The following is a 24,066-nucleotide window of genomic DNA, read 5'->3' on the forward strand; positions in this document are numbered from 1 at the left end:
CTCCCCTCGGAACCTGTCCATCGAGGGATTCTTAAGTGCCCCCACAGCTCAGCTTCACGCGGCAGCGGGACCAGGCACAATTACGAAATAAGCTTGAAGATGACCTGTCCGTCGACTCGGAGGTATCGGTGCGACAGCAGAGCGGCGACGCCTCGCTCCTGCGCAAGCTCAACTCGGCGGCCATCCTGCGCGTGTTGCGCGAGGCCGACGTGGCCACCCTGTCGGAGCTGGCCAGGGCGGCCCGGGTGTCCAGGCCGACGGCCGAGGTCATCGTCGACGACCTGGTCACCGAGGGCTGGGCGGAGGAGTGCGAGGAGGAGGCCGGCGACCGCCAGCGGGGACGTCCGGCCAAGCGGTTCAGGTTCCGCGCCTCGGCGGGGCACGTGCTGGGCGTCGGCATCGGCGGTTCCAGCCTGCGCGCCATGCTGGCCGACCTGAACGGCACGATCACCGTCACCCGCCGCGCGCCCAACCACCGCGACATGCCCGCCGCCGAGCGGCTCGACGAGATCGTCAGGCTCGCGACGGCGACCGCCGCCCAGGCCGGGCTGACACTCGCGGACGTCACCGTCGTCGGCGTGGGGACCACCGGCACGGTCGACGGCTCCGGGCGCGTCGTCAAGAGCGTCGCCCTGTCCGACTGGACCGGTCTCGACCTTCAGGGCGAGCTGTCGGCCCGCATCCCGGCGCCGGTGCTCGTCGAGAACGACATGCGCCTGGCCGTCCTCGCCGAGCACTGGCGGGGCTCGGCCCAGGGCCGTGACGACGTCGTCTACCTGTTCACGGGCGACCGCATCGGCATGGGCCTGCTCATCGGCGGCCGGCCGTACCGGGGGGCGCACGCGGCCGGCGGCGAGATCGGCGCCCAGCCGCACAACAACTGGACGGCCTTCCGGCACGTCCTGGAGTACGCGATGGCCGTGGAGCCGGGGGAGCTGCGCTCCAGCAGGCAGAGCGCGGAGTTCGCGATCGCCAGGGCCCGCGCCGGCGACGAGCGGGCGGGCCGGGCGGTCAGGGAGTTCGCGCGCGGCCTGGCCGCCGGGCTCATCACGGTGGTCAACCCGCTCGACCCGGACATGGTGGTCATCGGCGGCAGCCTGTCCTCGGCCGGAGACCTGCTGGTCGAGCCGGTACGCGAGCTGTTCGAGGAGTACTGCCTCTATCCGCCCGAGGTGGTCGCGTCGGGGCTGGGCAGCGAGTGCATCACGCTGGGCGCCGTCCGTTTCGCCCTCGACCAGGCGGACCGCCTGCTCTTTACGTAGCCGAGTTGGATAATTAGATAACCGTTCTGTCACAGACATGTCGCTGAGCGACATCGATCCAGCAATCATGCTCAGAACTGATCGCTTTAACCTAGTTATTTGCATAAATCGGTACTAGCCTCCAGCCATCCCGACCCGACTGGAGGTGAGCGTGTGGCCGCTGTCACCCTGCTTGAGCGGCTGAAGCGCGACTGGACGCTGCTGGTTCTGTGCCTGCCCGGCGTCCTGTACTTCGTGGCCTTCTTCTACGTGCCGCTGCTGGGCAACGTCATCGCCTTCAAGGACTACGCGCCGTTCCTCGGCATCGCGGGCAGCCCCTGGGTGGGGCTGGACAACTTCGTGATGCTGCTGGAGGAGCCCGAGTTCTGGAGCGCGGTCGGTAACACCCTGCAGATCACGGCGCTGCAGCTCGTCCTCTACTTCCCGGCCCCGATCGCGCTCGCGCTCCTGCTGAACTCCCTGATCGGCCACCGCGTCAAGCGGTTCATCCAGACCGTCGTCTACCTGCCGCACTTCCTGTCGTGGGTGGTCGTGGTGGCGATGTTCCAGCAGGTCATCGGTGGCGCCGGCACGGTGAGCTCGTTCCTGAACTCGCACGGCGTCACCATCGGCAACCTGATGTCGAACGCCGACACGTTCAAGCTCCTCGTGACCGCCCAGGTCATCTGGAAGGACTGCGGCTGGGGCACGATCATCTTCCTGGCCGCGATCACCGCGATCGACATGAGCCAGTACGAGGCCGCCGCGATCGACGGCGCCGACTGGAAGCGCCGCCTGTGGCACGTCACGCTGCCCGGCATCCGCTCGGGCTGGCCGTCGGCACGAGCCTGATGGGACGCGCCGAGAGCATCGCCAACGGCGGCAGCTACGTGCTCTGGCCCTCGCACCCGACCTTCGAGGCGTACACGCTGATCCTGTCCGGCGGCGCGGTCACCCGGTCGGTGCTGATCAGCATCGGCATCACGCTCACCGGCACCGCGCTCAGCCTGATCTGCACGGTCTTCCTCGGCTACGCGCTGTCGCGGCGCGGCATGCTCGGCGGCAAGCCGATCCTGCTCATGGTGCTGGCCACGTTCCTGTTCACGCCGGGCATGATCCCGAGCTACCTCATGGTCAAGGAACTCGGGATGATCGACACCTACCAGTCGCTCATCGTGCCGGTGCTGGTCAACGCGTTCAACGTGGTCGTGGTCAGGTCGTTCTTCCAGAACCTGCCCGAGGAACTGTTCGAGGCCGCCCGCATGGACGGCTGCGGCGAGTTCCGGATGATGTGGCGGATCGCGATCCCGCTGTCCAAGGCCGTCATCGCCGTCGTCGGCCTGTTCTACGCGGTCTCGTACTGGAACACGTTCTTCAACGCGATCCTCTACATCAACGACCAGACCAAGCACCCCATCCAGGTCGTACTGCGGCAGTTCATCTTCCGCGGCACCTCGGCCACGGGCTCGGACGTCGCGATCGTGCGCGACCTGCCCGCCTCATCGGTGCAGATGGCGGTGCTCATCATCGCGCTCGTGCCGATCCTGCTCGCCTACCCCTTCCTCCAGAAGTACTTCACCAAGGGCGTCCTCACCGGCGCCATCAAGGGCTGAGAACCCGGGAGCAACCATGTCATCCATCATGTCCCGTCGTGGATTCCTCGGACTCGCGCTCGCCGGCGCCACGGTCGCCGGGCTCGCGGCCTGCGGGGGCGAGGGCGGCCCCGCAGGTGTGAAGAAGGGCGGCGCCGATCTGTCCAAGAAGCTGACGCTGCCGACGTACACCGCCGCCAAGATCCCCACGCCCGACCTGCCGATCGACGCGGGCCAGGACCCGGCGTACCTGAAGTACCCGAGCGAGCTGGTGAAGTCCGTCGCCGCCGCGCCGGGCGACGGCAAGAAGATCACCTCGCTCACCCAGACGTGGGACGTCGCGCCGCCCGCGCCCGGCCAGAACACCTACCTCCAGGAGCTGGGCAAGGCCCTGGGCTCCGAGTGGAGCATGAACATCGTGGTGGGCGACGGCTACCCCGACAAGTTCAACGCCATCATCGCCAGCGACGACCTGCCCGACCTGGTCTGGTTCCCGCCGAACCAGGGTCTGCAGCGGGTCCCCGAGCTGCTGGCGGCCAAGTTCCACGACCTGACGTCGTACCTGAGCGGCGACGCGATCAAGAAGTACCCGAACCTGGCCAACCTGGGCGACGTGACCTGGAAGTCCGCCGTCACGGACGGGAAGCTGTACGGCGTTGCGGTGGCCTACAGCCGGTTCGGGCAGGTGTTCCTGGTCAACCAGGACTACTGGCAGCCGGTCGGCGGCACCGAGTTCACCGGCGCCGACGACTTCCTGGCCAAGGCCAAGCAGCTGCTGGACGTGAAGAAGAACAAGTACCCGCTCGAACCGAACTACTACAACCACGTGCACATGTTCAGCCACTGGTACGGCGCCCCCAACACCTGGAAGCTGGCCGGCGGCAAGCTGACCCACCAGTTCGAGACGCCCGAGTACCAGGCCGCCCTGGAGCTCGCGGTCAAGTGCTTCAAGGCCAACCTGTTCTGGCCCGACCCCGCCCTGGCCACCATCAAGGACAAGGTCGCCAACGGCCAGATCGGCGCGTACATCGAGTCGTTCCCCGGCTTCCTCAACGACGCCAAGACCCAGAAGTACAACCTGGGCGCGATCGTGCCCTTCGCGGCCACCCCGTCGTCCAAGCCGGTCTACAACGCCGGACTGGGCTCGGTCGGCTTCACCTCGATCAGCAAGAAGGTGGACGCCAAGCGCATCGAGACCCTGCTCGGCGTGCTCAACTACCTGGCCGCCCCGTTCGGTACGCAGGAGTACGAGCTGGTCAACTTCGGCGTCGAGGGCACCCACTTCACCAAGAAGGACGGCGACCTCGCCTTCACCGACAAGGGCACGGCCGAGGTGCCCACCACGCAGCAGCCGCTCTCGTTCGTGATCGGGTCGCCCTCCGCGCTGTTCCTGCCCGGCCAGCCCGAGCGGACCAAGCTCATCCACGACTTCGAGACCAAGATCGCCCCTATGCTTCAGGAGCGCGTCACCACCGGCCACTTCTCCGACACCTACACGCAGAAGAACGGTGAGCTGAGCACCATGGGCAAGGACATGGTTGACGACATCGTCACCGGGCGTAAGTCGATGTCGGACTGGCCGGCCTTCGTCAAGAAGTGGCTGAGCAGGGGCGGCGAGGCGATGCGGGCCGAGTACGAGGCCTCCATCGCCAAGGGCTGACCGTTCTACCGTTTGAAAGGACACTTGTGGAAGACCTGCGCATCGGAGTCATCGGGCTCGGGCTGCGGACGAGCCTCGCCCTGGCCGCGCACCGGCCGGGCGAGGGCTCGGTCGTGGCGGCGCTGTGCGACTCCGACCCGGCAGTGCTCAAGAAGCAGTCGGAGCGGTTCGAGGCGGATTTCCTGACCGGGGAGTACCGCGAGCTGCTCGACCGGCCGGACCTCGACGCGATCATCGTCAACACCCCCGACGACACGCACGAGCGCATCGCGATCGACGCTCTCCAGGCCGGCAAGGCCGTCTACCTGGAGAAGCCGATGGCGATCACCGTCGAGGGCTGCGACAACATCCTGAGGGCCGCCCGCGAGACCGGCACCCGCCTGTACGTGGGGCACAACATGCGCCACATGGGCGTGGTGCGCCTGATGCGGGACATCATTCGCAAGGGTGTGATCGGTGAGCCCAAGACCGTGTGGGTACGCCACTTCGTGTCCTACGGCGGCGACTACTACTTCAAGGACTGGCACGCCGACCGCACCCGTACCACGGGCCTGCTGCTGCAGAAGGCGGCGCACGACCTCGACGTGATCCACTGGCTGGCCGGCGGCTACACCACCCGCGTGAACGCCCTCGGCGACCTGATGGTCTACGGCGACCTGCCGCGCCGCGAGCCCGGGACGCCCCGGCCGCAGGGCTGGCTGCGGGAGTTCGACTGGCCGCCCACCGAGCGGCGGGACCTGCACCACGTGGTGGACGTCGAGGACGTGTCGGTGATGAACATGCGCCTGGACAACGGCGTCATCGCCGCCTACCAGCAGTGCCACTTCAGCCCCGACTACGTGCGCAACTACACGGTCATCGGCACCGAGGGCCGCCTGGAGAACTTCGGCGACGGCCCGGGGAACACGGTCAAGGTGTGGAACACCGGCCCCACCTCCTACCGGGACGACTGCGACATCGCCTACCAGGTGCCGGCCGCGCAGGGCTCGCACGGCGGGGCCGACCCGCAGATCCTGGCCGAGTTCTGCCGGTTCGTCAGGGACGGCGGGGCGACCGACACCTCACCCGTGGCGGCCAGGATGAGCGTCGCCGCCGGGTACATGGCCACGATGTCGCTGCGCGACGGCGGCATGCCGTACGACGTGCCGCCGCTGGACCCGGAGCTGGCCGCCTACTTCGACAACGGCCAGCGCTGAGCGGCGCCGGGGCGGCGCGGAGGAACCCGCGCGGCCCCGGCGGACGTCAGCGGTCGCTCTCCTTGGGGTCGCGCCGGCGCTCCATGCCGGGGAACGGGGACGGCTCGTTCACGGCCTGGGCGATCTGGCGCGGCCCCTTGGGGCTCTCGGCCTCCTGCGCGTCGGCGACCGCCTCGGCCGCCGCCTCCGAGGCCGCCGCGATCTCCTTGTCCAGCTCCTCGGACGTCTCCGGCCGCTCGTCGCGGGTGGCGGCCGACTTCGGCAGCGCCTCGGTGAACGCCTTCGAGACGCCCTGGAGCGCCGAGGTGACCTCGCTCGGGATGACCCAGAACGTGTTGCCGCTGCCCTGGGCGAGCTGCGGCAGCACCTGAAGGTACTGGTAGGCCAGCAGCTTGGGGTCGGGGTCGTTGCGGTGGACGGCCTGGAAGACCTGGTCGATGGCGCGCGACTGGCCCTCGGCCTCCAGGATGGCGGCCGAACGCTGGCCCTCGGCCCGCAGGATGCGGCTCTGCTTGTCACCCTCGGCCGTGAGGATCTGCGACTGGCGCGCGCCCTCGGCGTTGAGGATCGCGGCCCGCTTGTCGCGCTCGGCCCGCATCTGCTTCTCCATCGCGTCCTTGATGGTCTTGGGCGGGTCGATGGCCTTGACCTCGACGCGGTTGACGCGGATGCCCCACTTGCCGGTGGCCTCGTCGAGCACGCCGCGCAACTGGCTGTTGATGGTGTCGCGCGAGGTGAGCGTCTTCTCCAGGTCCATCGAGCCGATCACGTTACGCATCGTGGTGACGGTGAGCTGCTCTATGGCCGTGATGTAGTTGGCGATCTCGTACGCCGCCGCGCGGGGATCGGTGACCTGGAAGTACAGGACGTTGTCGATCTCGACGACCAGGTTGTCCTCGGTGATGACCGGCTGGGGACGGAACGTCACCACCTGCTCGCGCAGGTCGATCATCGGATAGACGCGGTCGACGTACGGGATGACGAAGTTGAGACCCGGCTTGAGCGTGCGGTGGTAGCGGCCGAGCCGCTCCACGTTGCGCGCCCGCGCCTGGGGCACGATCCGCACGGCCTTGAGCACGGTGAACGCGGCGAAAAGGATGATCAGCAGTCCGGCTATGAGCAACGGGTCCATGTGGTCACTCCCGTGGATACACGAGGGCTGTGGCGCCCTCGATCTCGATGATGTCGACGGTGGCCCCGGTGGGGATCACCAGGGTCTCGTCATAAGCGCGCGCGGACCACTCCTCACCCCCGATGCGGACCCGCCCGTCGCGGCCCGTGACCTCGGAGACCACGTACGCGGGCTTGCCGACGAGGGCCTCCACGCCGAAGCGCCGCAACGGCGGCTGCTGGAGATGGCGGACGGCGAGCGGCCGGATGACCACCATCCCGGCCGCCGACGACAGCGCGAACACGAGGATCTGCAGAGGGACGGGCAGCCCGACGGCGGCGGTGAGAGCGGTCAGGAGAGCGGCCACACCCAGGAGACCGAGCGCCGCCGTGAGAGTGAACAGTTCGGCCACGCCGAGGACGACTGCGAGAATTATCCAGATGACCCATTCATCCATGCTCCGGCCCTCCTGAACCTATAACGGGCCTGTGTGTGTGACTGGTTCCCCCTTACTACCGTAATCCCCCATTAGTCCACAGGCACCCGTCACCTGCTGGACGCCGGAGCGGGCAGGGCGCTTCCCAGGATCCACTTGTCCCACGGGAGCTGCCAGAAACCCCACCCGTTGTCCCATTCCAGCTCGCGGGCCGTGCCGGTGATCAGCACGGGGTCGCCGCGCAGCGAACCGGCGTAGAACCAGGACGCCTGGTCGGGACGGGCGTTGATGCAGCCGTGGCTGACGTTTTCCCTTCCCTGGGCCCAGACGTTGTCCTTCGCGTGCACGTACTCGCCGCTGTTGGAGATGCGCACGGCATGTTTGATCAGCAGGTCGTAGTAGCCGGGGTCGCCCTTGGCGCGGCCGGGGGAGATCATGCGGACCGGGTTTCCCTTGTCCATGGTCAGGTGCATGCCGCTGGTCGTGGTGTATTCGCGGGTGGTGGCCATGCCGGCGCTGACGGCCATCTGCTGCACCACCTTGCCGTCGCGGCGCACGACCATCTGGTGGGTGCGGGTGTCGACCGTGCTGGTCTGCCTGCGGCCCACGGTGAAGGCGAAGGTGGAGTCGAGGGTGCCGTAGACGCCCGGCGCGGGGTGCACGCCGGCCAGGTGGGCGCTGACCATCACCTGCTGTCCGGAGGCCCAGAACCGGTGGGTGCGGTAGACCACCTGGGTGTCGCTGGTCCATCGCCAGGCGCCCTCGGCCGGGGACTTCGTCGTGACCTCCAGCGACCGCTCGACGGCCGCCTTGTCCTGGATCGGGGTGTCGAAGTCGATGACGACCGGCATGCCGACGCCCACGGTCTCGCCGGGCAGCGGCGCGGTGGAGGCCACCCCGAACGTGTGCTCGGCCGCCCGGGTGCGGAAGCGGCCCATGGAGACCGTGGACGGGCCGTTCTCGCCCGCGGCCGTGGCGGTCACCGTGTACTCGGTCGCGGGTTTGAGCGTCCAGTCGGAGCGCCACGTGGTGTGCGAGGCGTCGAGCCGGCCCGGGACGTGCTCGCCTCCCTCGTAGACCAGGACCTGGGTCAGCCTGCCGCCCCGCGACGTGATGACCAGGCCCTTGTCGGGACGGGCCCGCTTGGAGTCGAGGGCGGGGGAGACGTGCACGACCGCGGGCGCGGCCTGCGACTCCGAGACGGGACCGCAGCCGCAGCAGGCCAGGAGGAAGCCGACACACAGGATCGCGGCACGCCGCACGTCACTCTCCGAGGGCTTTCCGGGGAAGGGGAGTTCCCAGGTTAGCGCTGAGTGACGGCCGAAGCACCCCGAGTTACTTATCCGATGGTTCCGGACACCTCGCCCAATGTCAGGTCGCCGGCGGTGGCCCGGATCGTCACCGTGTCGCCGTCCTGGAGGAAGGCGCGGGTGTCGCCGCCGGACAGCTTGATCGGGTCGGCGCCGTTCCAGGTCAGCTCGATGAGCGAGCCGCGCTGGTCGCGTTCGGGGCCGGAGATCGTGCCGCTGGCGAACAGGTCTCCGGTGCGCAGGGAGGCGCCGTTCACGGTCATGTGGGCGAGCATCTGGTCGGGCGTCCAGTACATGCTCGGGTACGGCGGACGCGAGATCACGTCGCCGTTGAGCACGACCTCGACGGCGATGTCCAGCCCCCAGTCGCCCTGCCTGCGCAGGTAGTCGAGCGGCGCCGGGTCCTGCGGGCGGCCGGGGATCCTGGGCAGCGCCTCCAGCGGCGTGACCCACGGCGAGACCGAGGTCGCGAACGACTTGCCCAGGAACGGGCCGAGCGGCACGTACTCCCACGCCTGGATGTCGCGCGCGCTCCAGTCGTTGACCAGCGTCACCCCGAACACGTGGTCCTCGAACGCCCCCGCCGGCGACCCCAGCTCGGACGGCACGCCGACCACGAACCCCAGCTCGGCCTCGATGTCGAGCTTGGCGCACGGCCCGTAGACCCCCGCCCTGAGCTGGCCCTGCGGCCGCCGGACCGGCGTGCCCGACACGACCACCGTGCCCGACCTGCCGTGGTAGCCGACGGGCAGGTGGCGCCAGTTGGGCAGCAGCGGCTCGGCGTCGGGACGGAAGATCCGGCCGATGTTGCTCGCGTGGTCGAGCGAGCAGTAGAAGTCGACGTAGTCGGCCACCTCGAACGGCAGGTGCAGCCGCACCTGGTCGAGCGGGATCAGGTGGCTCTCGGCGACCGAGGAGTCGCCGGTCAGCTTGTTCTGGATCAGAACCCTGGTGTCGTGCCAGGCCGAGCGGCCCCTGGCCATGAACGGGTTGAGCGAAGGGGCGGCGAACACCTCGTCGTGCAGCGCGGCGGCCAGGTCGAGCACCTTGTCGCCGTACCTGACGCCCACTCTCGGCGGCTCGCCCCGGCGGGAGAACACGCCGTAGGGCAGGTTGTCCACTCCCCAGCTCACTGGATCACTCCTAGTGTCCGCAGGTCCTCGATGGGCGTGCCGGTGCTGCAGGAGCCGTAGCTGACCAGCAGCCGCCGCGCCCGCTTCGCGGTCTCCACCGTCACGGCCCCGGCCAGCCGTACGAGGTGGCCGACGTCGGTGGTGCGCAGCACGGGCGCGGGGTCGCGTCCCTCCACAGCCTCGCAGACGGCCAGCAGCAGGTTGAGGAAGCCGTGCCGGTCGACGCCGAGCGTCGGGTCGAAGTGCCGCACCGCGTGGTGCAGCCCGGCCGTGGCCTTGAACGGGACGTCGGTGTCCACGCAGGACCGGATGAAGGCCGCCAGGTGCTCCACCGGCGGGAACGCCTCGGCCTTGAGCCCGCCGCAGCGCACCTTCAGGCCCACCCCGTCGGGCACGCCGGCGACCTTCTTCTCCGGCGGGACCTCGACGAACAGCCGTACGTGCGACGGCAGGCCGAGACGCCGGGCCAGGCCGGCGACGGACTCGTCGGCGGCGAGCGGGATCTCCACGAAGTCCACCGGCAGGTCGCCGAACTCGGGGATCTCCGGCGTGTCCACGATCAGCCCGATGCGCCGCGGCCGGTAGGCGTGCCCGCGCAGCCGGTCGAGCCGGCTGGCCGGGCAGAGGAAGCGGTGGGTGAGCACGTCGTCGCCGCGCTCCAGGTCGCGCTGGTTGCGGGCCAGCGCCTCGTCCATGTGCAGCGAGGTCGGCGGGAACAGGCCCGCGTCGTCGACCAGTTCGGTGTAGAGAGTCATCGTGCCCAGGTCCATGCGTAGCCGGGGTCCTCACAGGACAGGGCGCCCGGCCCGAGGTCGAGCGGGCGGAAGGTGTCGACCATCACGGCCATCTCGCTCGTCGTGGTGACGCCGCGGGCGACCGCGTCGATCACCGCCTCGACCGCGCCGGGCTGCGGGCCGTGCGTGAACCCGGCCGGGTGCAGCGAGACCGAGCCGACGTCGATGCCCGAGCCCTTGCGCGCCGTGTAGTCGCCGCCCACGTAGAACATGAACTCGTCGGAGTCCACGTTGTGGTGGTTGTACGGGATCGGAATGGCCTCGGGGTGGTAGTCGAGCGGCCGCGGGCAGAACGAGCAGATCACGAACCCGGGCCCCTCGAACGTCTGGTGCACCGGCGGCGGCGCGTGCGTCCTCTTCACGATCGGCTCGAAGTCGTCGATGTTGAAGGCGTACGGATAGAGGTGGCCGTCCCAGCCGACCACGTCGAAGGGGTGGTTGCGGTAGACGAGCCTGGTCAGGCCGCCCCGCGTGCGGACCAGGACGGGCACCTCCTCGCCCTCGACGAGCAGGGTCTGCGAAGGGGCGCGCAGGTCGCGCTCGCAGTACGGCGCGTGCTCCAGGAACTGCCCGTACTGGGACAGGTAGCGCTTGGGCGGCCTGATGTGCCCGGACGCCTCGATGGCCAGCACGTTGACCTGGCCGTCGGGCACCCAGCGGTGGATCGTGCCGGTCGGGACGATGACGTAGTCGCCCTCGCCGGCCTCGATGACGCCGTACGTGGACTCGAAGCGGACCGAGCCGCGCTGCACGTAGACGCACTCGTCGCCCATGGAGTTGCGGTACAGCTCGCTGGGCCGGTCGCTGGTGGCGTACGACAACCGGACGTCGCCGTTGCCGGCGAGCAGGATGCGGCCGCTGACCAGGTCGCCCGCGCCGGCCAGCTCCTGGGTGCGGAAGTGGCGCGGGGAGAGCGGCAGGTTGGGCTCCAGCCGCGTGCCTGACGTGGGCGTTACCGCCTCGGCCTTGATGATCGCGGTGGGCAGGTAGCGGTGGTAGAGCAGCGAGGAGTCGGACGAGAAACCCTCCTCGCCCATCAGCTCCTCGGCGTAGAGGCCACCGTCCGGCCGCCTGAACTGCGTGTGCCGCTTACGCGGCACTTCCCCAACGACGCGGTAGTACGGCATCCGCCCTCCATGTTGTCCGATTACCGGACGCATGTGTCCTCTATATGTGACTACCGTCCGCCATCGGTGCGGAGATGTCAACCCAGCGCGGCGGCCAGCTCGGCGGCCGCCGCCACCACGCGCGGCCCCGTCTCCTCCTCCAGCGGGCCGAACGTCACCACCCCCACCGAGGCCTCCAGCCACGGCAGTCCGGTCACGGGGGCGGCGATGCCCCGCGCCCCCTCCTGCAACTGCCCCTCCGTCACGAGGTATTCGTCGCGCCCCTCGCGCAGGGCCAGGATCGCCCGGCCCGCCGCGCCTTTCGCCAGCGGATGGCGCGACCCCTCCCGGTAGGCCACGTGCATGTCCGTCCAGGACGGCTCCACCACCGCCACCGCCAGCCCGTCGTCGCCCTCGGCCACGGTCAGGTGGGCGGTCGCCCCCACCTGCTCGGCCAGCCGCCGCAGCGTCGGCACCGCCGCCGCCCGCAGCAACGGCTGCACGGCCTGGGCCAGCACCAGCACCCCGAACCCCAGATGCACCCGCCCTTCGGCGTCCCGGCGGACGAAGCCCTCGTTCAGCAGCGTCGTCAGCAGCCGGTAGACCACCGGCCGGCTCAGCGACAGCTCGGTGCTCAGCTCGGTGGGGGTGCGCCCGCCCTTCCCGTCGGCGAGAAGTCGCAGCAGGCGCAGCCCGCGTTCGAGGGTCTGAGCGGATTCGGCGGCCATGACTTCGATTATGGAGTGGCGGGCGACCAGTGAAAGAGCACGGTGAGGGGGTACGTAGGGACGAGAGGCGTCGGGGGGTGGAGATGCGGCAAAGGTGGCTGTTCGTGGTTGCCGGGCTGGCCCTCTGCGCGCTGCCGCCCGCCGTGCCGTTGCTCACCACGCCGATCGCGTACATGGCGAGGGAGACGCTGATCGACCCGCCCGACCGGGAGAACGAGCGGCTGGTGGAGAACACCTTCTACCTCACCCAGGGCATCACGGTGAGCCAGTGGCTGCTGCCGGTCGCCAAGGGGGTGGCCTTCCGCGCCGGCTATGTCGCCGTGGGGATCAGCGTCGACGCGAGCGGGCGGCTGTCCGGCACGCCCTCGCGCGTGGGCACGTTCATCGCCCCGGTCGGGCTCTGCACCGGGCAGTCGTGCGAGCAGCAGCTCATCACCCTCGTCGTGCTCGGGAACGTTCCATGGGAGCCGCGCGAGCTGACCTTCCCCGGCCGGGCCGGCGTCCCGTTCGACGGCGAGATCGGCATCAACGGCGGTCCCCAGGGCGTGATCCCGACCTTCAGCGTGACCGACCACGCCAAGCTGCCCGCCGGCGTGACGATCGGCCCCGACGGGCACGTGGGCGGGGTGCCGCAGGCGGCCGGCATCTCCGAGGTCCCGGTGCGCGTCTGCGTGGCGGGCAACTGCGCGGGCGTCGTGGTCCGGTTGATCATCGTCTGAGCTCTTGCGTGAGGGCGGTCCTGCGGTCACGGTGGTTCCATGAAATCGGTCATTGTGGTCGGAGCCGGTATATGGGGGTTGTCGCTGGCGTTGCGGCTGGCCGAAACCGGCTGGCAGGTGACTCTGGTCGAACAGCACAAGCCCGGGCACGTCCGGCAGGCCAGCGCGGGTGAGACGCGGCTCCTGCGCTGCGCGCACGGCACCGACGACTGGTACGCGCGGCTGGCCTGGGAGGCGCGGGAGGGCTGGCGGCGGCTGGGCGAGCGGGCCGGCGAGGAGCTGTTCCTGGAGTCGGGCATGGTGTGGTTCGCGGCCCGGCCGGACGGCTGGGAGCACGCCAGCGCCCAAGTCCTTAAAAATCTGGATATCCCCGCTGAAGTGCTCGATCCGGCGGACGGACCACGGTTCTTCCCCGACTACCGCGGCGACGACCTGAGCTTCCTGCTCTGGGAACCGCGCGCGGGCGTGCTCAGGGCGCGGCGGGCCACCCAGGTGACCGCCCGGCTGGCCCTGGCGGCCGGCGTACGGCTGGTCAGGGGGAAGGCGGCGCCCGTGCCGGGGCTGAGCGCGGTCGAGGTGGACGGCGAGATCCGGCGGGCCGACCGGGTCGTCTGGGCGTGCGGGGCCTGGCTGCCGGGCCTGTTCGCCGTCCCGGTCACGGTGACCAGGCAGGACACGGTGCACTTCGCCGTGCCCGCCGCGTGGTCGACCCCCGAGACGCCCGCCTGGGTGGACTACGGCTCCTCGGCCTACGGGCACGGCGACGTGGACGGGGTCGGCATGAAGGCCACCTCCGACGCCGAAGGGGAGCCGTACGAGCCGGAGGAGGGCGGCCGGGTGGTGGACCCGTCCGCGGTCGAGCAGGCCCGCGGCTACCTGCGGCGCAGGTTCCCGTCGCTGGCGGACGCGCCGGTGCTGTTCGGCCAGGTCTGCCAGTACGCGCTCACCCCCGACGCCGAATGGATCATCGCCGAGGACTCGCCCGGCGTGTGGCTGCTCGGCGGCGACTCCGGGCACGGGTTCAAGCACGCCCCGGCCCTGGCCGCGTACGTGGCCGCGATCCTGGACGGCGAACGCGTGCCCGAACCGCGTTTCGGGCTCGGCCACGAGCGCGCGGCGGCCCGGGGCCTGCGGACGAGCGGCGACCTCGGGGTAGGGCCCGCCCCACCAGCATTCGGGGGACGACGGGCATGATCCGCGCGGGCGCTCGGATCAGACTTTCCCTGTAACCGACACGACAGGGAGCCCGCCATGACCACCGCCCTCGCCCCGCAGACCGCCGAGCCCATGACCCCCCAGCCGCCGCCTGTCGTGCACGCCGCCATGCTGCTGTGGCTGTCCGCCGTGGCGGCGGGGGCGTTCGAGACGGTGCTCGCCGTCGGCAGGCAGTTGTACGAGGGCACGTCCGGCGTCGTGGACCTGCTGCCCGGCGCCGGGCTCAGGGTGGCCGTCTTCGCCGCCGCGGTCGTCCTGGCAACGCGGATGCGCCGGGGTCAGAACTGGGCCAGGCTCACGCTGGCCGTCGGGCTCGGCGTGTTCGGCACGTTGTCGCTGGTCGTGGGGCCCGTCCAGTGGTTGCTGCACGGCGGCTCGATCGCCGAGGCCGTCGCAGGGGCCGACACGGTCTCCTGGCTCTTCACGATCAGCCGCGTGCTGCATCTGACGGCCGTGCTCGGGGCCGTCACGCTGATGTTCCAGCCGAGGGCCAATGCCTGGTTCCGCTCACGGTGAGACCGGCTCGGGCTCGGGGGCACGCAGGTTGCGCACCCCCGGAGCGGCCAGCGCGGCGAGCGTGGACAGCACGACGAGGACGGCGCAGCCGAGCAGCGCCGCCTCGGTGCCGAAGGCCACCGCCGCCGGCGCGGCCAGCATCAGCCCGATCGGCCCGAACATCAGTGACCCGAGCGCGTCGTACGAGCTGACCCGCGACAACGACTCCGCCGGGATCTCGCGCTGCATCGTCGTCTGCCACAGCACGCCGAAGACGTCGAAGCACACGCCCAGCACGAACGCCCCCGCCACGGTCGCCCACAGCGGCGCGTCGAGCCCGAGCAGCACGTACGGCAGCGCGGTCGGCAGGCACAACAGCGTGCCGAGCAGGATCGGCCGGCGCGGGCGCAGCCGCAACGACACCAGCACCCCGGCGATCGTCCCGACGGCCTCGCCCGCCAGGAACGCCGACCAGGCCGGCGGCCCGCCCAGACTCTCCTTGGCCAGCAGCGGCCCGAGCACGCCGTGCCCGGCCTGGATCGCCATCACCAGCACGGAGAACTGGGCGACCACCACCCAGATCCACTGCCGCGAGCTGAACTCCCGCCACCCCTGGCGCAGGTCGGCCAGCACGGAGTGCCGCTCGGCCGGCGCGCGGTCGCCGGGCGTCGGGCGCAGCAGCGCGATCAGCACGCCGGCCAGCGCGAACATCGCGCCGCTGACCACGAGGGCCCAGCCGCCGCCGAACAGCATCACCGTGCCACCGCTCAGCACCACCCCGGCCACGCGCGAGGCGTTCGCACCCAGGCCGAGCAGCGCGTTGCCGGCCTGCAGCCGGTCCGCGGGCACGACCTCGGGGATGATGCCGGTCAGCGCCGGGAACATGATCGCCGTGCCCACGCCGCAGGCCGCCGCCGCCACGCTCATCACGGTCAGCGGCGTCCAGCCGGACAACATCATCGCGGCCAGCGCGAAGTAGCCCACCGCCACGAGCAGCTCGCCGGCCATCATCACCCGCTGCCGCGGCAGCCGGTCCGCGATCACCCCGCCGACCAGCATGAACACGATCATGGGCAGCGACTCGGCGGTGAGCACCACCGACAACGTCGTGGCGTCCGCGCCGGGCAGGGCCAGGACGCCGAAGGCGAGCGCGACGGGCGCGAAGGCGCTGCCGAGGACGGAGATGGTCCGGGCGGACAACAGGAGGGCGAACTTACGGTCGCGGAGCAGCCCTAGGTCGCGGAGATAGCTGTGCACTGGGCTGGTCCCCTCAAAAACGGTCAAAGCCGAACTATTCTGCCGTCCTTGGGTGTGTGCTGTCATCCCAATATCCGCGCAGGTGCTCGCGGGTTCCCGGCCCGGCTTGACCGGTGGCCGGGTCGACTGCGGGGGCTACTGGGGGTCGGGAACGGCGTGAGGATCGCCGTGGATCTCATTGAACGTTGTTGATCGTCCCGATATTGTGCTATCTGCCCACGATCACCCCCCAATGGGAGTAAAGGCGCCATGCGACTGCGAAAGATCTTCGTCATCGGACTGGCCCTGTCGTTGCTCGGCGTCGGAGTTCCCGCCTGGTCGGAGGACGATCCACGGGGCTGCAACGACCTGATGTCCGCCGACACCCCGGCGTACGTCGTCTGCCGCTGGCTGGCCACTCCCGAGGAGGCCGCCGACATCGCCCGGTTCTGGCTGGACAACGACGGCAAGAACATGATCGACTCCGGCCCGATGCACGAGATCGTGGTCGACTGCAACGAGTCGGGCAACGAGTGCGCGACCGACTCCGAGGGCGACGGCGAGATGCACGACGTCGGCTCCCCGGACGTGGACGGCGCCGAGGACGGCGGCACGCCCGACAACTGCCAGGACGGCCAGAAGTGCTACATCGACCCCGACGAGATCTCGGCCGCCGCCAAGACCGCCGCCGCTGAGAGCCCGGCGGGCCAGGCCGTGAAGAGCGCGGTCGGGGCCGGTCTGCGGACCTGGATCGAGACCGAGCTGGCCGACGACTACAAGGCGGGCAAGCTGGAGGAGGCCGCCAAGAAGGTCGCCGCCCTGGCCGCGCAGCCGGGCGTCGTCGGGATCAGGTTCACCTCGCAGCTCGGCTACAACCAGACCTTCGCCACGGCGGAGGAGCTGGACAAGTTCGTCACCGAGACCACGACCGCGCTGCGCAAGCTCGTGCCGGGCAAGAAGCTGGCGGCGCACACGGTGGTGCCGCTGTTCGGCTGCGGCGCCAACGACGCCTGCAAGGCCGAGATGACCAAGAAGTACCCGCTGCTCGACCCCGCCCGCATCGGCGCCTGGCTCTCCGGCGGCCAGATCGACCAGCTGACGCTGGACACCGGCCACCTGGCCACCGAGTACGCCACCTGGAAGATCGACGCCAACGAGGCCCAGCGCAACCAGTGGATCCAGGTCCGCGCCCACGCCTGGGACGCCTACGCCCAGATCGCCGCCGAGGACGCCGGGTTCACCGCGGCCGGCACCTCCAAGCTGACCGCCGAGCAGGCCACCCAGGCCATCACCGACCGCATCGCGGCCCCGCTCCAGGCCGACGCCGCCGAGACGGTCGTCCTGTGGAGCCGCTGGCAGGACGCGCAGGGCCAGGTCAACCGCGTGTACGGCGAGAAGTGGGCGGCCAACGCCACCTGGGACCAGCTCAAGAAACTCGGCACCGTACGCCCGAGGCTGGCCACCGTCTACGACTACAGCAGCCCCGAGGCCGACGTCGCCACGGACATCAAGAACCTGTCCGAGGTCTTCGGCCAGGTTTACCTGCACACCGCCTGACGGCAGCCCCGGCCCCGCCCCGGCGGGGCCGGCCGGTCAGGGGCGGGCGGCGCGAGGCGTACCTCCGCCAGGGCGCCGACCAGCTCCTCGTCCTTGAACACCACCCTGTCGCCATTGTGGCCCAGGTGGCGAGAGCTTGCCTAGCAAGAGCTTGTCTTGGTCACTTCTGCAGGAACGCGCCGAACTCGTCCACATCGATCAGGCCGTCGCCGTCCTTGTCCAGCTTCCGCACGCCCTCCTGTGCGGCCTCCAGGGAGACGGGCTGGCCGAGGACCTCCATCAGGCGGACGAGTTCGACGGCGGAGATGCGGCCGTCCTTGTCGGCGTCGATGAGGTCGAAGGTGATGGCATGGTCGTTCATAGGGGGTGCCTTTCCTGTGTTACCGGTGCGTCGGGTCAGACCTTAGTGGCGACTTCCCGAAACGCGCCGATGAATTCGGAGCGATCGCCGGAATGCAGGGATATTTCCTGATCCGGGGTGATAGCACGGACGGATGCGCATCCGGAAGGCGACCCAGGCCGACGCCTGGGCGATCGCCGAGGTTCACGTACGGTCCTGGCGGGCCGCCTACCGCGGGCTGGTCCCGCAGGCCCACCTCGACGGCCTGGACGCGGCGGCACGACGTCCCGCCTGGGAACGCTGGCTGGCCGGTACGGCCTGGCCCCGGGAGGGAACGCTCGTCGCCGAGGCCGGCGGGCGGGTCGTCGGCTTCGCCAGTGTGCTGCCCTCCCGGGACGACGACGAGGACGGCGCGTCGGTCGCCGAGGTCGCCACGATCTACCTGACGCCGGAGAGCTGGGGACGGGGGATCGGCAGGGCGCTGATGGACGCGGCCCTCGCCGCCCTGACCGGCGCCGGCTACCAGGAGGCCGTCCTCTGGGTCCTGGACAGCAATGTCCGCGCCCGGCGGTTCTACGAGGCCGCCGGATGGCACGACGACGGGGTCGCCAAGGACGACGGCAGCCGGGGCTTCACGATCACCGAGGTCCGTTACCGGCGTTCGCTCGCCTGACCGGCCCGGCCGCCGCGTCAGACGGTGGCGGCGGCCTGCTTCAAGGCCTCGACGAAGGCAGTGACGTGGGGGCGTACGTCTTCGCGGCGCCAGGCGATGGCGAGCTGCCCCGGCGGGAGACCGGTCACCGGGCGGTAGACCATGCCCGGCCGCTTGTAGAGCGCCGCGTTCCCCTCGGCCACGAGGACGACGCCCAAGCCGCTGATCACGGCCTCGAACACCTCCTCGGGCGTGTTCGCCGTGACGCCGACCACCGGGTCGTCGTCCCGCGCGTCGCAGGCGAGCCAGAAGTCGCGCAGCGGGCCGGCGGCGGCGGGCAGCGCGATGAACGGCTCGTCCCGCAGCTCGGCGAACGGGATCTCGGCCATCCCCGCCAGCCGGTGCCCGGCCGGCATCGCCACCCCGCACTCCTCGGTGACCAGCACGTACGTCTCCAACCCCGGCGGCACCGGCAGCCAGATGAACGCCACGTCGGAGGAGCCGTCGGCGAGGCCGCCGCTGGGGTCGTCCCAGCCCACGAGCCGGAGCGAGACCTCCCAGCCCGGCCGGGTCTGCCGGAACAGCCGCAGCGCCTCCTGCTGCAACCCCCGGCCGACGGCCGTCTGCATCCCGATGACCAGCGTCCCCGTGGGGGCGGCGGCGCGCGCCGTCTCCACGCCGGCGGCCCAGCGTCCGAGCAGTTCGCGGGCCACCGGCAGCAGCGCCTCACCCTGCCGGGTCAGCGTCACGCCGCCGTGCACCCGTTCCAGCAGCGCGAAGCCGAGCTGCCGCTCCAGCACCCTGAGCTGCTTGGACAGGGCGGGCTGCGAGACGAAGAGCCGCTCGGCGGCGCGCGTCACGTTCAGCTCCTCGGCCACCGCGACGAAATAGCGGAGCTCCCGCAGGTGCACGTCCATAACCGTCGGTTATAGCAAAAGGTCTTGGACGCCGCGCGCCCCGGGGCGGCACGATCTCCGTCATGAAGACACGTGAACTCGGAACACTGCAGGTCCCCGCGCTCGGTTTCGGCGCGATGGTGCTCTCGCCCGGTGTGTACGGCGACATCGACGACATCCGTGCCGAGACGGCGCTGAAGGCGGCCCTGGACGGCGGCGCCACCCACATCGACACCAGCGACGCCTACGGGGTGGACGGCCACAACGAACGCCTGGTCGGCCGCGCCCTCAAGGGACGCCCTCGCGACGAGGTCGTGGTGGCCACCAAGTTCGGCCTGACCATCCCGGACGGCGAGCCGAGCCGCCCGCACCCGGTCGGGTACGCCTTCAACGAACTCCGTGTGAACGCCGACCCGCGCCTGGTCCGCCGGTACGCCGAACGCAGCCTGCGCAACCTGGACACCGACGTGATCGACCTGTACTACCTGCACTACCCGGACCCCGGCGTCCCAGTGGAGGAGACGGTCGGCGCGATGGCGGAGCTGGTGCGCGACGGTCTGATCAGGCACGTCGGCCTGTCGAACGTGACGGCGGCCCAGCTCAGGGCCGCGCATGCCGTCCATCCGGTGACGGCCGTGCAGAACGAGTGGTCGATGTGGCGGCCGGTGGAGCCCGACCTCCTGGCCGCGGCCCGCGAGCTCGGCGTCGGCCTGGTGGCCTGGAGCCCTCTGGGCAACGGGTTCTTGACCGGCACGGTCCAGCGGCTGGACGAAGGCGACTTCCGCCACAACGCGCCCCGGTTCTCGGCCGACAACCTGGCCGGCAACAACGACAGGTACGCCCCGATCCGCGCCCTGGCCACCAGCCTCGGCATCACCCCCGCCCAACTGGCCCTGTCGTGGCTGCTGCACCAGGACGAGCACGTGGTGGCGATCCCGGGCAGCCGCACCCCGGCCCACATCCAGGAGAACCTGGCCGCGGCCGATGTCACCCTGCACCCGGACACCCTGGCCAGGATCGACGAGGCGCTGGCCAGGTTCGACGTGAGCGGCGGCACCCTCCTCTGAACGCTCGCGGCGTCGCGGCGACGGCGGTCACCCCGGCGAGCACGGGCCCGGCGGCGTGCCCGGCCGCGGGTCATGGTGAGGAGTCGAACCCGGCCGCCAGGCCGAAGGGCGCGAAGACCTCGGCGCCCTGGAACACCGAATTCCGGCTGATGCCCCCGGCGGTGACGGTGAAGATCTGGAGCGTGTGGGGCTCGTACCTGCCGCCGACGCGCCGGAAGGCGCCGAATCCGGGCTGGCCGTTGGCGGTGACCGCCTCCAGCCGCCAGTCCGTGCCGGCCGCCTGGAAGACCCATTCCATGAACAGGCCGTAGTTGCCGCGGCCGGCGAACCAGTTGAGCATCGGCGGCATCTCCATGATGACGTCCTCGGTGAGCAGCCGTTTGAGCCCCTCGACGTCGGCGTGCTCGAACGCCTTCATGTAGCGGTCGATCCAGCCGCGCTGCTCGGCCGCGGCCGGCTCGTTGAGCGGCTCGCGCCGGACGCCGGCCTCCTTCACCCGGGCACGCGCCCGCTGCAGGGAGCTGTTCACCGACACGACGGTGGTGCCGAGGATCTCCGCCGCCTCGGAGGCGGAGAAGCTCAGCACGTCCCGCAGGATCAGCGCGCCGCGCTGCCGCGCCGACAGATGTTGCAGGGCGGCGGCGAACGCCAGGCGCAGGCCGCTGCGCTCGACCACGGCGCCCGCCGGATCGCCCGCGTCCAGCATCGAGTCGGGCAGGGGCTGGAGCCAGGCGATGTTCTCCGCCTGGACGAGCGGCGCGAGCGGCTCGGACGCGGCCACCAGCCCCGACGGCAGCGGCCGGCGCCCCCGGACCTCCAGGGCGGTCAGGCAGGCGTTCGTCGCGATCCGGTAGAGCCAGGTGCGCAGGGAGCTGCGCGTCTCGTCGTACCGCTCGCGCGTCCGCCATGCCCTCAGGTAGGTGTCCTGGACCAGGTCCTCGGCGTCGTGGACCGAGCCGAGCATCCGGTAGCAGTACGCCAGCAGCTCCGTCCGGAACGGTTCGATCCGGAGGTCGAAGCCCTCTGCTGCCGGCGTCACCGTGCCCACGTCCTCTCGTCCCCCGCACTCTATGGGTAGGTCAGCCGGCCACCACGACCGGGCTGTTGTGATAGGCGGCGAGCAGCCAGGCGCCGTCACGCTTCTCCAGCACCCAGGTCGCGTACACCATGCGCTCGGCGGGGACCTCGGTCTCGCCAGGGAACCTGACGCCGGTCTCGCTCACCGCGATCGCGGCGCTCTCGCCCAGGAAACGGATGCTCCGCAGCTTGTCGACGGTCGTGCTGCCCTTGAGGTAGGAGGCGAAGCCCTCGGCCATGTTCCGGTGGACCTCCTCCCTGGAGCCGCGGAAGCTGCCGGGCATGATCGCGGTGGCGTCCTCGGTGTAGTCCTTGACGAAGGCGTCCGCGTCGCCGTCGGCCCAGGCCCGGTACAGCCCCTCCAGCACGCCCTTGACGGCGGCCACGTCGTGCGCCCGGTTCTCGGTCATGGCTGTCTCCTCATCGCTCGTGACACGTTCACGGATACATACCGGCGAGGCCCCCGGAACTCATCGCGCGGATCCGAAGAACTTTCCGGGGTCCGCGAGGCCGTCGCGGGGCGGCCCGGACGCCGATCTGTAGCATGATCGTCATGCGCACTCCGGTCGTCCTCGACTGCGACCCCGGGGACGACGACGCCTTCGCCCTCTGGCTGGCCACCGGGCTGGACGTCGACCGGTTCTGGCGGCTGCTCGAAGACGCGATCCGCACGCCGGCCTGAGTTCGGCCATGCCTCCGTAGCCCGAGGTCAGGCGATCAGAACCGGACACGAACCTTTAAATGGGCATTTCTTCTGGCCGGGTGGGTAGCGGGGCGGCCATGCGACTGACGTACACCTCCGACGTCTGGTGGAAGAACGCCGTCGTCTACTGCCTGGACGTCGAGACGTTCAAGGACGGTAACGGCGACGGTGTGGGCGACTTTCGCGGCTTGACCCAGCAGATCGACTACCTCGCGGGTCTCGGCGTGACATGCCTCTGGTTGATGCCGTTCTTCCCCACCCCCAACCGGGACGACGGCTACGACATCACCGACTTCTACAGCATCGATCCCCGGCTGGGGACCCTGGGCGACTTCGTGGAGTTCATGCGGACCGCCAACGACCGGGGCCTGCGGGTGATCGCGGACCTGGTCGTCAACCACACCTCCGACCAGCACCCATGGTTCAAGGAGTCGCGCAGGAGCAAGGACTCGCCGATGCGCGACTGGTACGTCTGGTCCGACACCCCGGAGCCCGACGACCCGAAGCAGGTGGTCTTCCCCGACAAGGAGGACTCCGTCTGGCAGTACGACAAGGGCAGCGGCCAGTACTACCTGCACAGCTTCTACCGTCACCAGCCGGACCTGAACGTCGGCAACCCCGAGGTCCGGGACGAGATCACCCGCATCCTCGGCTTCTGGATGGAGCTCGGGCTGTCGGGCTTCCGCGTGGACGCGGTGCCGTTCCTCATCGAGAACGTCAACCCCAAGCTCGCCGACCCGCACGAGTTCCTGGCCGACCTGCGGGCCTTCATGACCAGGCGCAAGGGCGGCTCGATCCTGCTGGGCGAGGTCAACGTGCCCTACAAGGAGTTACTGCGGTACTTCGGTGAAGGGCTCGGCGACCAGATCACCATGTGCTTCGACTTCATCGGCATGCAGAGCAGCTGGCTCTCCTTCGCCCGCAACAGCGCCCGTCCCCTGATGGACGCCCTGAAGGAACGCCCCCGGGCCCCCAAGGACTGTCAATGGGCGATGTTCCTCCGCAACCACGACGAGCTGACCCTCGACAAGCTCACCGACGCCGAACGCCAGGAGGTCTTCGAGGCGTTCGGCCCCCGTAAGGACATGCAGATCTTCGGGCGCGGGCTGCGCCGGCGGCTGCCCACGATGTTCGGCGGCGACCTGCGGCGCATCAAGATGGCCTACAGCCTGCTGTTCTCCCTGCCCGGCACCCCCGTGGTCTTCTACGGCGAGGAGATCGGCATGGGGGAGAACCTGGACGAAGAGGGGCGGATGGCCGTCCGCATCCCCATGCAGTGGTCCGAGGACGGCGGTTTCAGCCAGTCGGAGGACACGGTCCGCGAGATCCCGGAGGGCTCCTTCGCGCCCGACCGGGTCAACGTGGCCGACCAGAAGCGGGACACCGACTCGCTGCTGCGCTGGTTCCAGCTCCTCATCGAGCGCTACCGCGAGTGCCCCGAGCTGGCGTGGGGGCGGTACACCGTGCTGGACACCGGCGACGACGCGATCTTCTCGCACCGCTGCGACGCCGACGGCGCCACGGTCGTGGTCGCCCACAACCTGTGCGAAACGGCCAAGGACGTCGAGCTGCGGCTGGACGGCCTGGAGAACTGCGACCTCACGGACCTGCTGGTGGACGGCACGATCAGGGTGTCGGGTGACGGCACGGCCAAGCTCGCGCTCGGACCGCACGGCTGCCGCTGGCTGCGCGCGTCGCCCCCCGAGCTGCCCCCGGAGGACGCGGGCGTCATGTCGCAATAAGCCGGGACGGCCGCGCGGTCGAAGCTTTCAGGGCCGGGACGGCCGCGCGGTCGATGGTCC

At 70.2% G+C, this 24,066-nt stretch carries 25 protein-coding genes; 13 read left to right on the plus strand and 12 right to left on the minus strand.

The window, feature by feature from the left end:
- The first annotated feature begins 128 nt into the window (after window positions 1–128).
- The 5 genes from ACIHAD_RS42020 to ACIHAD_RS42040 all read left to right on the plus strand — a co-directional run bounded on the left by ACIHAD_RS42020 (window position 129) and on the right by ACIHAD_RS42040 (window position 5,689).
- Window positions 129–1,262, plus strand: a complete 1,134-nt coding sequence (locus ACIHAD_RS42020) for an ROK family protein (protein ID WP_397360403.1) — start codon at window positions 129–131, stop codon at window positions 1,260–1,262.
- A gap of 153 nt (window positions 1,263–1,415) precedes the next feature.
- Window positions 1,416–2,093 carry an ABC transporter permease subunit gene (locus tag ACIHAD_RS42025; RefSeq protein WP_397360404.1) on the plus strand — a complete coding sequence of 226 codons (678 nt, stop codon included), beginning with the start codon at window positions 1,416–1,418 and terminating at the stop codon, window positions 2,091–2,093.
- Window positions 2,039–2,854, plus strand: coding sequence for a carbohydrate ABC transporter permease (locus ACIHAD_RS42030; RefSeq protein WP_397360406.1), 816 nt, complete (start codon window positions 2,039–2,041; stop codon window positions 2,852–2,854). The genes ACIHAD_RS42025 and ACIHAD_RS42030 overlap by 55 nt, the downstream gene beginning before the upstream one ends.
- Window positions 2,855–2,870: 16 nt before the next feature.
- On the plus strand, window positions 2,871–4,493 hold the full coding sequence (locus tag ACIHAD_RS42035; RefSeq protein WP_397360407.1) for a hypothetical protein: 1,623 nt from the start codon (window positions 2,871–2,873) through the stop codon (window positions 4,491–4,493).
- A gap of 26 nt (window positions 4,494–4,519) precedes the next feature.
- Window positions 4,520–5,689: a Gfo/Idh/MocA family protein gene (locus ACIHAD_RS42040; RefSeq protein WP_397360408.1), complete on the plus strand. Its 1,170-nt coding sequence runs from the start codon at window positions 4,520–4,522 to the stop codon at window positions 5,687–5,689.
- Between the two features lie 46 nt (window positions 5,690–5,735).
- On the opposite strand, the gene ACIHAD_RS42045 is transcribed toward ACIHAD_RS42040, so the two are convergent.
- The 7 genes from ACIHAD_RS42045 to ACIHAD_RS42075 all read right to left on the minus strand — a co-directional run bounded on the left by ACIHAD_RS42045 (window position 5,736) and on the right by ACIHAD_RS42075 (window position 12,307).
- The gene (locus tag ACIHAD_RS42045; protein WP_397360409.1) at window positions 5,736–6,821 is read right to left on the minus strand and encodes an SPFH domain-containing protein; all 1,086 of its coding nucleotides are present in this window, start codon (window positions 6,819–6,821) and stop codon (window positions 5,736–5,738) included.
- A 4-nt stretch (window positions 6,822–6,825) separates the two neighbouring features.
- Window positions 6,826–7,257, minus strand: coding sequence for an NfeD family protein (locus ACIHAD_RS42050; protein ID WP_397360410.1), 432 nt, complete (start codon window positions 7,255–7,257; stop codon window positions 6,826–6,828).
- Between the two features lie 89 nt (window positions 7,258–7,346).
- A complete protein-coding gene (locus ACIHAD_RS42055; protein WP_397360411.1) occupies window positions 7,347–8,498 on the minus strand; it encodes an Ig-like domain-containing protein in 1,152 nt (383 codons plus the stop codon).
- Between the two features lie 77 nt (window positions 8,499–8,575).
- The gene (gene fahA / locus ACIHAD_RS42060; protein ID WP_397360412.1) at window positions 8,576–9,679 is read right to left on the minus strand and encodes a fumarylacetoacetase; all 1,104 of its coding nucleotides are present in this window, start codon (window positions 9,677–9,679) and stop codon (window positions 8,576–8,578) included.
- Window positions 9,676–10,434, minus strand: a complete 759-nt coding sequence (locus ACIHAD_RS42065) for a hypothetical protein (RefSeq protein ID WP_397360413.1) — start codon at window positions 10,432–10,434, stop codon at window positions 9,676–9,678. The genes fahA and ACIHAD_RS42065 overlap by 4 nt, the downstream gene beginning before the upstream one ends.
- Window positions 10,431–11,600, minus strand: a complete 1,170-nt coding sequence (locus ACIHAD_RS42070; RefSeq protein WP_397360414.1) for a homogentisate 1,2-dioxygenase — start codon at window positions 11,598–11,600, stop codon at window positions 10,431–10,433. Before ACIHAD_RS42070 ends, ACIHAD_RS42065 begins: the two co-directional genes overlap by 4 nt.
- A 77-nt stretch (window positions 11,601–11,677) precedes the next feature.
- Window positions 11,678–12,307, minus strand: coding sequence for a helix-turn-helix domain-containing protein (locus tag ACIHAD_RS42075; RefSeq protein ID WP_397360415.1), 630 nt, complete (start codon window positions 12,305–12,307; stop codon window positions 11,678–11,680).
- A gap of 104 nt (window positions 12,308–12,411) precedes the next feature.
- Between ACIHAD_RS42075 and ACIHAD_RS42080 the strand changes: the two genes are divergently transcribed.
- From ACIHAD_RS42080 to ACIHAD_RS42090, 3 genes are read left to right on the plus strand one after another with little or no spacing between them, the layout of a single operon-like run.
- Entirely contained in the window at window positions 12,412–13,026 is a 615-nt protein-coding gene (locus tag ACIHAD_RS42080) for a hypothetical protein (RefSeq protein ID WP_397360416.1), read from the plus strand.
- Between the two features lie 39 nt (window positions 13,027–13,065).
- A complete protein-coding gene (locus tag ACIHAD_RS42085) occupies window positions 13,066–14,220 on the plus strand; it encodes an NAD(P)/FAD-dependent oxidoreductase (RefSeq protein ID WP_397360417.1) in 1,155 nt (384 codons plus the stop codon).
- Between the two features lie 57 nt (window positions 14,221–14,277).
- Window positions 14,278–14,757, plus strand: a complete 480-nt coding sequence (locus tag ACIHAD_RS42090) for a hypothetical protein (RefSeq protein ID WP_397360418.1) — start codon at window positions 14,278–14,280, stop codon at window positions 14,755–14,757.
- Here the strand turns inward: ACIHAD_RS42090 and ACIHAD_RS42095 are convergent.
- On the minus strand, window positions 14,749–15,993 hold the full coding sequence (locus ACIHAD_RS42095) for an MFS transporter (protein ID WP_397360419.1): 1,245 nt from the start codon (window positions 15,991–15,993) through the stop codon (window positions 14,749–14,751). The genes ACIHAD_RS42090 and ACIHAD_RS42095 overlap by 9 nt on opposite strands.
- A gap of 249 nt (window positions 15,994–16,242) precedes the next feature.
- On the opposite strand from ACIHAD_RS42095, the gene ACIHAD_RS42100 reads away from it, so the two are divergent.
- Complete coding sequence (locus ACIHAD_RS42100; RefSeq protein WP_397360420.1) at window positions 16,243–17,529, plus strand: hypothetical protein; 1,287 nt, start codon at window positions 16,243–16,245, stop codon at window positions 17,527–17,529.
- 160 nt (window positions 17,530–17,689) lie between these two features.
- Here the strand turns inward: ACIHAD_RS42100 and ACIHAD_RS42105 are convergent, their stop codons facing one another.
- Entirely contained in the window at window positions 17,690–17,890 is a 201-nt protein-coding gene (locus ACIHAD_RS42105; RefSeq protein WP_397360421.1) for an EF-hand domain-containing protein, read from the minus strand.
- A gap of 133 nt (window positions 17,891–18,023) precedes the next feature.
- Here ACIHAD_RS42105 and ACIHAD_RS42110 point away from each other — a divergent pair, with 133 nt between their 5' ends.
- A complete protein-coding gene (locus ACIHAD_RS42110; RefSeq protein WP_397360422.1) occupies window positions 18,024–18,542 on the plus strand; it encodes a GNAT family N-acetyltransferase in 519 nt (172 codons plus the stop codon).
- 17 nt (window positions 18,543–18,559) lie between these two features.
- Here ACIHAD_RS42110 and ACIHAD_RS42115 read toward each other — a convergent pair whose 3' ends face one another.
- Window positions 18,560–19,438 (minus strand): LysR family transcriptional regulator, encoded by an 879-nt coding sequence (locus tag ACIHAD_RS42115; RefSeq protein ID WP_397360423.1) that lies wholly within the window; start codon window positions 19,436–19,438, stop codon window positions 18,560–18,562.
- Between the two features lie 62 nt (window positions 19,439–19,500).
- Between ACIHAD_RS42115 and ACIHAD_RS42120 the strand changes: the two genes are divergently transcribed.
- Window positions 19,501–20,484 (plus strand): aldo/keto reductase, encoded by a 984-nt coding sequence (locus ACIHAD_RS42120; protein WP_397360424.1) that lies wholly within the window; start codon window positions 19,501–19,503, stop codon window positions 20,482–20,484.
- A 70-nt stretch (window positions 20,485–20,554) separates the two neighbouring features.
- Here the strand turns inward: ACIHAD_RS42120 and ACIHAD_RS42125 are convergent, their stop codons facing one another.
- Entirely contained in the window at window positions 20,555–21,523 is a 969-nt protein-coding gene (locus tag ACIHAD_RS42125; protein WP_397360425.1) for a sigma-70 family RNA polymerase sigma factor, read from the minus strand.
- A 40-nt stretch (window positions 21,524–21,563) separates the two neighbouring features.
- Complete coding sequence (locus tag ACIHAD_RS42130) at window positions 21,564–21,971, minus strand: SgcJ/EcaC family oxidoreductase (protein ID WP_397360426.1); 408 nt, start codon at window positions 21,969–21,971, stop codon at window positions 21,564–21,566.
- A 143-nt stretch (window positions 21,972–22,114) separates the two neighbouring features.
- On the opposite strand from ACIHAD_RS42130, the gene ACIHAD_RS42135 reads away from it, so the two are divergent.
- A complete protein-coding gene (locus tag ACIHAD_RS42135; RefSeq protein WP_397360427.1) occupies window positions 22,115–22,243 on the plus strand; it encodes a hypothetical protein in 129 nt (42 codons plus the stop codon).
- Window positions 22,244–22,341: 98 nt separating this feature from the next.
- The gene (locus ACIHAD_RS42140; protein WP_397360428.1) at window positions 22,342–24,006 is read left to right on the plus strand and encodes an alpha-amylase family protein; all 1,665 of its coding nucleotides are present in this window, start codon (window positions 22,342–22,344) and stop codon (window positions 24,004–24,006) included.
- Window positions 24,007–24,066 lie beyond the last annotated feature (60 nt).

Origin of the sequence: Nonomuraea sp. NPDC052265, assembly GCF_044547985.1 — a bacterium.
Lineage (GTDB): Bacteria > Actinomycetota > Actinomycetes > Streptosporangiales > Streptosporangiaceae > Nonomuraea.